This is a genomic window from Spirillospora sp. NPDC046719, assembly GCF_040645715.1.
Taxonomy (GTDB): Bacteria; Actinomycetota; Actinomycetes; order Streptosporangiales; family Streptosporangiaceae; genus Spirillospora.
The window spans coordinates 1-7,039 of sequence record NZ_JBEYYT010000467.1 but is presented as its reverse complement, the minus strand read 5'-3'; the positions used below and the strand labels follow the sequence as shown (position 1 = coordinate 7,039).

General features: G+C 72.7%; 7 protein-coding genes and 2 pseudogenes. 4 read left to right on the top strand and 5 right to left on the bottom strand.

Features of this window, described 5'->3' with window-relative positions; all coding sequences use genetic code 11:
- The first annotated feature begins 11 nt into the window (after positions 1 to 11).
- Both ABZ914_RS43225 and ABZ914_RS43220 read left to right on the top strand, forming a co-directional pair.
- Positions 12 to 125, top strand: a complete 114-nt coding sequence (locus tag ABZ914_RS43225; protein ID WP_500200575.1) for a hypothetical protein — start codon at positions 12 to 14, stop codon at positions 123 to 125.
- 312 nt (positions 126 to 437) lie between these two features.
- Complete coding sequence (locus tag ABZ914_RS43220; protein WP_500200574.1) at positions 438 to 791, top strand: hypothetical protein; 354 nt, start codon at positions 438 to 440, stop codon at positions 789 to 791.
- A 104-nt stretch (positions 792 to 895) separates the two neighbouring features.
- Here the strand turns inward: ABZ914_RS43220 and ABZ914_RS43215 are convergent, their stop codons facing one another.
- The 3 genes from ABZ914_RS43215 to ABZ914_RS43205 all read right to left on the bottom strand — a co-directional run bounded on the left by ABZ914_RS43215 (position 896) and on the right by ABZ914_RS43205 (position 3,989).
- Complete coding sequence (locus ABZ914_RS43215; protein ID WP_500200573.1) at positions 896 to 2,017, bottom strand: YncE family protein; 1,122 nt, start codon at positions 2,015 to 2,017, stop codon at positions 896 to 898.
- Entirely contained in the window at positions 2,014 to 2,778 is a 765-nt protein-coding gene (locus ABZ914_RS43210; RefSeq protein WP_500200572.1) for a polysaccharide deacetylase family protein, read from the bottom strand. Before ABZ914_RS43210 ends, ABZ914_RS43215 begins: the two co-directional genes overlap by 4 nt.
- A gap of 110 nt (positions 2,779 to 2,888) precedes the next feature.
- Positions 2,889 to 3,989, bottom strand: coding sequence for an endonuclease/exonuclease/phosphatase family protein (locus ABZ914_RS43205; RefSeq protein WP_500200571.1), 1,101 nt, complete (start codon positions 3,987 to 3,989; stop codon positions 2,889 to 2,891).
- 327 nt (positions 3,990 to 4,316) lie between these two features.
- On the opposite strand from ABZ914_RS43205, the gene ABZ914_RS43200 reads away from it, so the two are divergent.
- Both ABZ914_RS43200 and ABZ914_RS43195 read left to right on the top strand, forming a co-directional pair.
- A complete protein-coding gene (locus tag ABZ914_RS43200) occupies positions 4,317 to 4,685 on the top strand; it encodes a response regulator transcription factor (protein ID WP_500200570.1) in 369 nt (122 codons plus the stop codon).
- Positions 4,678 to 5,826, top strand: a complete 1,149-nt coding sequence (locus ABZ914_RS43195) for a sensor histidine kinase (protein WP_500200569.1) — start codon at positions 4,678 to 4,680, stop codon at positions 5,824 to 5,826. The genes ABZ914_RS43200 and ABZ914_RS43195 overlap by 8 nt, the downstream gene beginning before the upstream one ends.
- Here ABZ914_RS43195 and ABZ914_RS43190 read toward each other — a convergent pair.
- Both ABZ914_RS43190 and ABZ914_RS43185 read right to left on the bottom strand, forming a co-directional pair.
- Positions 5,827 to 6,576, bottom strand: a pseudogene (locus ABZ914_RS43190) (SDR family oxidoreductase); the annotation flags it as partial.
- A 279-nt stretch (positions 6,577 to 6,855) separates the two neighbouring features.
- A pseudogene (locus ABZ914_RS43185) lies at positions 6,856 to 7,039 on the bottom strand (hypothetical protein); the annotation flags it as partial.

Below are 7,039 nucleotides of genomic sequence, written 5' to 3'. Positions count from 1 at the left end.
ACGCCGACGCCATCGAGGCCGCCTACAACAACGGCGTCCTGGCCGTCCGCATCCCCGTCCTGGAACAGGCCAAGCCCCGCAAGGTCGCCGTCCAGGCCGGCGCTCAGAAGGCCCTCGCCAACTGACACACCGGAACGGCCGTCCGCCGCGAGGATCGGCTGTCACCGGTACGGCAACGCACCAGATGCGCTGCCCGGCCACGCCGGGTCGGGCAGCGCATCGGCGCGCGTTCCGGCCCGGGAGTTCCCGGTGACGGCCGTGCCGGCGGCGGCCCCTCGCCCGGCCATCCCCCGAAGCATCGTCCTGGTCCAGGAAACCGCACGGTTGAACTTCCATTGGCCGGGCATATCCACAACCCCTTTAGTCGCCCCGGACCCTTGAACGCCCCCTGGCCACCGCCTACTCCGGTGGCCTGCGCATGTACAGGAGATGACAGCTTGTCCACTCTCGCCGAACAGGTCGGAGACGTTCCCGCCTTCGGATACGGACGCTGGCAGGAGCCATTGCGGACAAGGCGCGACCGCGACGCCGAGACCATTCGGACGGTCCTCCGCAAGGCCGGACGCCCCGAGTTCTGCCACCCCGGCGACGGGTTCTTCGTCGACGGCGGCCGCGACGGTGAGCCCTTCCTGGTCGCCTGCGCCTCCCGCGCCCGCCGCCGCACCCTCAGCCCCTTCGCCGAACTCGCCGCCTACACCACCGCCCTCACCGCCGCGGGAATGCTCGTCGAGCCCCAGACCGGCCCCGACGCCAGCCCGTTGGTCCTGCAGGTGCAATTCCCCGAGACCTGATCAAGAGATCGCACGAGGCCGCTGTTCGGCGAGACCTTCCTGAAAGCGCAGCCGGCGCACATTCACGCCAATAGGAGCGCGGATTTCGCACCGGGCGGACGCGTTCAGCGGAAGACGCCGGTGTGACCGAGGGAGTAGCGGCCCGGCTGGGGATACACGCACAGGCCGTGGGGTCCGTCGCCGACGCGGACGCGGCGGATCAGCCGGCCGGTGGAGGTGGAGATCGCATAGACCTCGGAGTTGTAGCGGCCCGACAGCCACAGCACCTTTCCGTCCGCCGAGACCCCGCCCATGTCCGGTGAGCCTCCGCCGGGCAGCCGCCAGCGGCGCACGACCCGGCCGGTCTTGAACGAGATGAGCGAGATGGTGCCCTCGCCGCGGTTGGTGACGTAGAGGGTCGTGGAGTCGCGGCTGACGTACAGGCCGTGCGCGCCCTTGCCGGTGGGGATGAAGCCGGTCTTGCGGAAGGTCGCGGCGTCGATCGTCCAGACGCCGTTGGTGGCCATGTCGGCGATGTAGAACGTCTTGCCGTCCGGGGACGTCTTCACGTCCTGCGGCATCGCGTGGTCCGCCAGTTTGACGACGCCCGTGACCTGCTGCCTGCGGGTGTCGAGGCGCAGGACGTCGCCGGAGAACTCGCAAGCGGTGAGGAAGAAGTCGCCCGACGCCGAGAAGTCGGCGTGGTTGGGGCCGGTGCACGGCACGTTCACGCGTTTGCGCACCTGCATCGTGTGGGCGTCCCGGAAGTCGATGCGCTGGAGCCGCTCCGCCATGATGATCGCGAAGCGGCCGTCCGGGGTGAAGTACATGTTGTAGGGGTCGTCGACCTGGACGGGCTTGCCGGGCGTTCCGGTGCGCGGGTCGATCGGGACGAGGTCGTTGGAGTCGTTGTCGTTGACCCAGAGCGTCCTCAGGTCCCAGGACGGGACGACGTGCTGCGGCCTGCGGCCGACCTTGAACCGTCCGATCCTCTTGAACGTCTTCTGGTCCAGCACGATCACGTCGCCGCCCTCGGAGTCGGGGACGTACACCCGCGCCGGCAGGTCGCGGACCGCCGGGCTGAGCAGGCCGGGCCGGTCGTGCTCGTACAGGTCCACCGGCGACTTCAGCACCTTGGCGACGGCGTCCCCGGGCGCCTTTTCGCGCGAGCCGCCGACGGGGCCCTCGGAGGAGCAGGCCGCGGCCAGCACCCCCGCGGCGGCCACGATCACCCATCGGCGCCTCATGCGCCCACCAGCTGCGACACGGTGACGGGACGCAGCCCGCGCCCCCGCAGTCCGTCCAGGATGGACGGGAGCGCCTCGACTGTCCCCGCATGCCCCAGGTGCATGCTCACCACCGAGCCGCCGCGCACTCCGCCGAGCACTCGGCGGGTGATGGCCGACGCGCCGGGATCGGTGAAGTCCAGTGAATCCACGTCCCAAGACAGGCAGCCTCGATATCCCAGCGCCGCCGCCTGAGCACGCACCCGCGGCGACGCGTGCTGCGCCTGCGACGGCCGGAACCAGGCGCCCGCCGTTCCGGTCAGCTTCCGCAGCCGCTCGGCGCACTGGGCGATCTCGGCGTACGAGGCCGCCGCGGGCATCGCGTCGATGTCGCGATGGTTCTGCGTGTGGTTGCCCAGTTCATGGCCGCCGTCCAGGAACGACCGCGCCATGCGCGGCTCCTCGTCCAGCCAGCTCCCGACCGCCATGACCGTGATGGACGCCCCCGCCGCGTTCACCTCCCGGAGGAGCCGCCGCGCCAACGCCGGGTCGCCGGACCCGTGGAACGTCAGGGCCACGGCACGGGCGGTCCGCGCACCGTGCACGACCTCCTCCGCCCGCGACCGGACGGGCCGCGCCGCGGCGGAGGCGCCCTCGGAACCGCCGGTACCGCGTCCCGTGGCCGCGCCGCGCGGGGACGAGCCCCCGCCGCACGCGGCGCAGAGGCCCGCGCCGGCCAGCCCGGCCACACCCGTCAACACGGTACGTCTCTGGATTGTCACGATCTGTAGCATAGGTTCGGCCGCACCGCGCCAAGGTCAACCTTCCCGGCGAGATCCGGCAAGAGTTGGCGAAATCCCCCACCCTCGCCGCGCCTCGGCGGCCGGCGCAATCACCAGTCGATCCCGGCCGCCACCGGCCGGTGGTCGCTGCCGGTGGCGGGCAGGACCCGCGAGTTCTCCGGTTTCATGCCTCTGACCAGGATCTGGTCGATCCGCACCAGCGGGAACTCCGCCGGCCAGCTGAAGCCGAAGCCGTCCCCGGCCACGTCCTGGACCGAGCGCATCTGCGAGGTGATGCCGTCGAAGGCGCGGTCGTCGGTGGTGCCGTTCAGGTCGCCGAGCAGCACCACCCGCCGGTTCGGCTCGGCGGCGATGGCCTTGCCGAGCGCCTGCGCGTTCCTGTCCCGCGAGACCGTCCAGAAGCCCGCCCTCGGATTCACGCGCGCGGACCCCAGGTGGGCGACGTAGACCGCCAGCGGCCCGTGGTCCGTGGCCACCGTGGCGCGCAGCGCCCGGTTGTAGGTCAGCTTGACCTCGGCCGGCTTGGTGGCCGCCAGGGGCCCGTAGTCCGTCTCGATCTCGACCGGCCGGACGTCGGACAGCGGCAGCTTGCTCCACAGCCCGACCGTGCCCTGCGCCGTGTGGTACGGGTACGCCTTCGCCAGCTCCTTCTCGTAGACCCCCTTGGCCTGCGGGGTCAGCTCTTCCAGCGCCAGCAGCTTCGCGCCGGCGGCGGCCAGGTCGCGGGCGGTGCCGGCGGGGTCGGGGTTGTCGGCGCCGACGTTCTGGCTGGCCACGGTGAGGTCGCCGCCCGGATGGGACTTGTCGGCGAGCAGCCCGCCGAAGAGGCCCAGCCACACCGCGACCGGCAGCAGCAGCGCGACCGCCGCGGACGCCGAGCGGCGCCACAGCGCCAAGGCCAGCAGCACCGGGACGAACAGGCCGAGCCACGGCAGGATCGTCTCCACCAGGCTCCCGAGGTTCCCGATCCGGTTCGGGATCTCCGCGTGCAGCAGCATGACCAGGCCGAGCAGCAGCGCCAGCGCCGCGAGGACCGGACCGCGCCTCCACGGCTCCGGCCGGGAGGCGAGGCGGGCCGCCCGGCGGACGCCGTCACGCCAGGTACCGGCACCGCGGTCAGGGGCGCCGCCCTGGTCGGTCTCCACCACGTCCGCCTGCGCCATCGTCCGTCCTCGTCCGCTGTCGGTCACTGCTTCATCCTCGGGTCATGGGTGGGGTCGGCGCGTACATCCGGGGCAGCCACGATCGCTCGCGCTGGTGCGCAGCCCGTAGTGCCAGGGTTCGTTGCAGTAGATCCGGCACAGCCCGTACTCGGCTCCGTGCCGGGAGAGCCACGTCGTCGCGTCGGAGAGAGCGCCGGCCGCTGCTGACGTAGAACGCCACGCCGTCGTGCGCGGCGTCCGGCGCGGCCCGGCGCGGGTTCGAAGTCATGCCGCCAGTCAACGCAGGCCGGTGTTGCCGCCGCGTATGCGGTTTTCGATACGCCGACGATACGCGGCGGTTCGTAGCATCGAGGCATGCGCGTGCTGAGCGTCGAGGACGAGCCCTACATGGCAGAAGCCATCCGCGATGGCCTTCGCCTGGAAGCGATCGCGGCCGACATCGCCGGGGACGGCGACACCGCTCTGGGGCTGCCGGGGATCAACGCCTACGACATCGCCGTCCTCGACCGCGACGTGCCCGGGCCGTCGGTCGTCAGCGCCGAGGAACTCCTGGAACGGGCGTGGGACGAGAACGCCGACCCGTTCACCAACGCGGTGCGGATCACCGTCTCGGCACTGCGCGAACGGCTCGGCGAACCCTGGATCATCGCCACCGTGCCGGGCGCCGGCTACCGCATCGACGCGCAGGCGGAGACCGGGCACGAAGGCGGGGACCGTGGATAGAGCGCCCGGGCTGAGCGTCCGCCTCAGACTCACCCTCAGCTACGCGGCGTTCCTCATGGTCGCGGGAGCCCTGCTGCTCGCCGCCGTGTGGGTGTTCCTGCTGCGCTACGTCCCCAACCGTGCGCTCCTCGTGGCCGCCGGCACCACCGACACCGGTGTCTTCCCCATCCGGTCCAACCTCCTGCGCGTCTTCGCGCCGAGGGCGGCGGCGGTCATGGCGTTCCTGCTGGTGTTCGGGCTCGCGGGAGGGTGGCTGCTGGCCGGCCGGATGCTCGCCCCGCTGACCCGCGTCGCGGACGCCGCCCGCCTGGCCTCGACGGGATCGCTCTCCCACCGGATCCGGCTGCCGGGCCGCCAGGACGAGTTCCGGGAGCTCGCCGACGCCTTCGACACGATGCTCGCCCGGCTCGAGACGCACGTGACCGAGCAGCGGAGGTTCGCGGCCAACGCCTCGCACGAGCTGCGGACCCCGCTGGCGATCTCGAAGGCGCTGCTCGACGTGGCCCGCACCGATCCGGACCGGGACGCCCGCGAGGTCATCGGCCGCCTGCACGCCGTCAACACCCGGGCGATCGAGCTCACCGAGGCGCTGCTCCTCCTCAGCCGCGCGAACCAGCGGTCCTTCACCCTGGAGGACGTCGACCTGTCCCTCATCGCGGAGGAGGCCACCGAGACGCTCCTCCCCCTCGCCGAGGAGCGCGGCATCGGCATCGAGACCTGCGGCGACGTCGCCCCCACGGTCGGCTCGCAGGCGCTCCTGCTGCAGCTGACCATGAACCTCGTGCAGAACGCGATCGTCCACAACCTGCCCGAACACGGCACCGTGCGGATCAGCACCGGCGTCCGGGCCAGGTCGGTGGTGCTCACGGTCGAGAACACCGGCGAGAAGCTCGCCCCGCAGCTGGTCTCGACGCTCACTGAGCCCTTCCAGCGCGGCACCGAACGCACGCACACCGACCACGCGGGCGTCGGGCTCGGCCTGGCCATCGTCAAGACGATCACTCAGGCGCACGACGGGACGCTCACCCTCACCCCGCGTCCCGCCGGCGGGATGCGCGTCACCGTGGAGCTGCCCGCGATCTCCGCGCACACCGGTAGGGCGGCGTCCCACTCGCGGCACGTGCCCGCCGCCGCCGTGTAGCTAGGGGACGCGGCCGCCGGGGCGGGCCAGCCCGCGGACGGGCAGCCCGCTGTCGGCGGTGATCATGGTGCCGGTCAGGTGGCCCGAGTCGGCGGGGTCGGCGAGCAGCGTGTGGAGGCCGCCGTAGGAGTCGGTGGAAGGCACCTCCTGCAGCGGCAGGACGGCCGCCGTGCCGTCCATGACGGAGTCGGAGCGTCCCTGGCCGAGGGCGTCGATGCCGCGCAGCCGCGTCGGGGCGATGCCGCGCGCGACCCCGTTGACCCGGACGTCCGGCGCCGGCTCGTAGGCGAGCTGCCGGACGACGCCGAAGAGCGCGTGCTTGGACGCGGTGTAGAGGGCGCCGCCTCCGGACGCGTGGAAGCTCGCGTACGCCCCGGTCACGATGACGCGGCCGCGGCTGCGGACGAGGGCGTCGGCGGCGGCGCGGGCGGCGAGGAGCGCGGCGAGGACGTTCACCGCCATCAGCTCCTGGAACGCCCCCGTCAGATCCTCGCCGGGGATGTCGAGGAGGGGCCGGGCGCCGTCGGTGATCCCCGCGTTGGCGACCAGGACGTCCAGCCCGCCGAACCCCGCCACGGCCGTCTCGACCGCCGCGACGTTGCCCTCCCAGGACCGCACGTCGGCGACCAGCGGGACGACCGCGCCGTCCGACTCGGCGGCCAGGCTCGCGAACCCGTCGCCGTCGATGTCCACGGCGACCACGCGGGCGCCTTCGGCGACGTAGCGCCGCACGACCGCCCGGCCGATGCCCGAGCCCGCGCCGCGTCCCGGGCAGGGGGCGGGCCACCCCGCCGGTCGCCACCACGATGATGTCGTATCCGGCGAGCGAGGCGGCGTCGGCGCGCGCGGCGACGACCGTCACCTTCCGCGACTCCACTTGGTGGACGAGGTGGTCGCGGAGCGCGGGCCGTCCTGGTTGGACAGCGCGGTGGTCTGCGGCGACTTCACGACGCGGTTCTTCAGTTCGAGCGAGCCGATGCGGCTGGGCCGGAACAGCGCATCAACGCTTATGCGCGATCTCCGATCGGGTCAGCGGGGCAGCAGGCGGCGGGCGGCCCGCCGCACGCGGCGCTCCTCGTCCGGCAGCGTGAAGAGCGTGAGCTGCTCGTCTCCGGGCAGGCCCACGCGCAGGCAGCGCTGCTCCCATGGCGTGTCGACGACCTCGCCCCCGACGGCGGCGCCGGCCGCGGCGAGGCGGGCCGCCAGGGCGCGC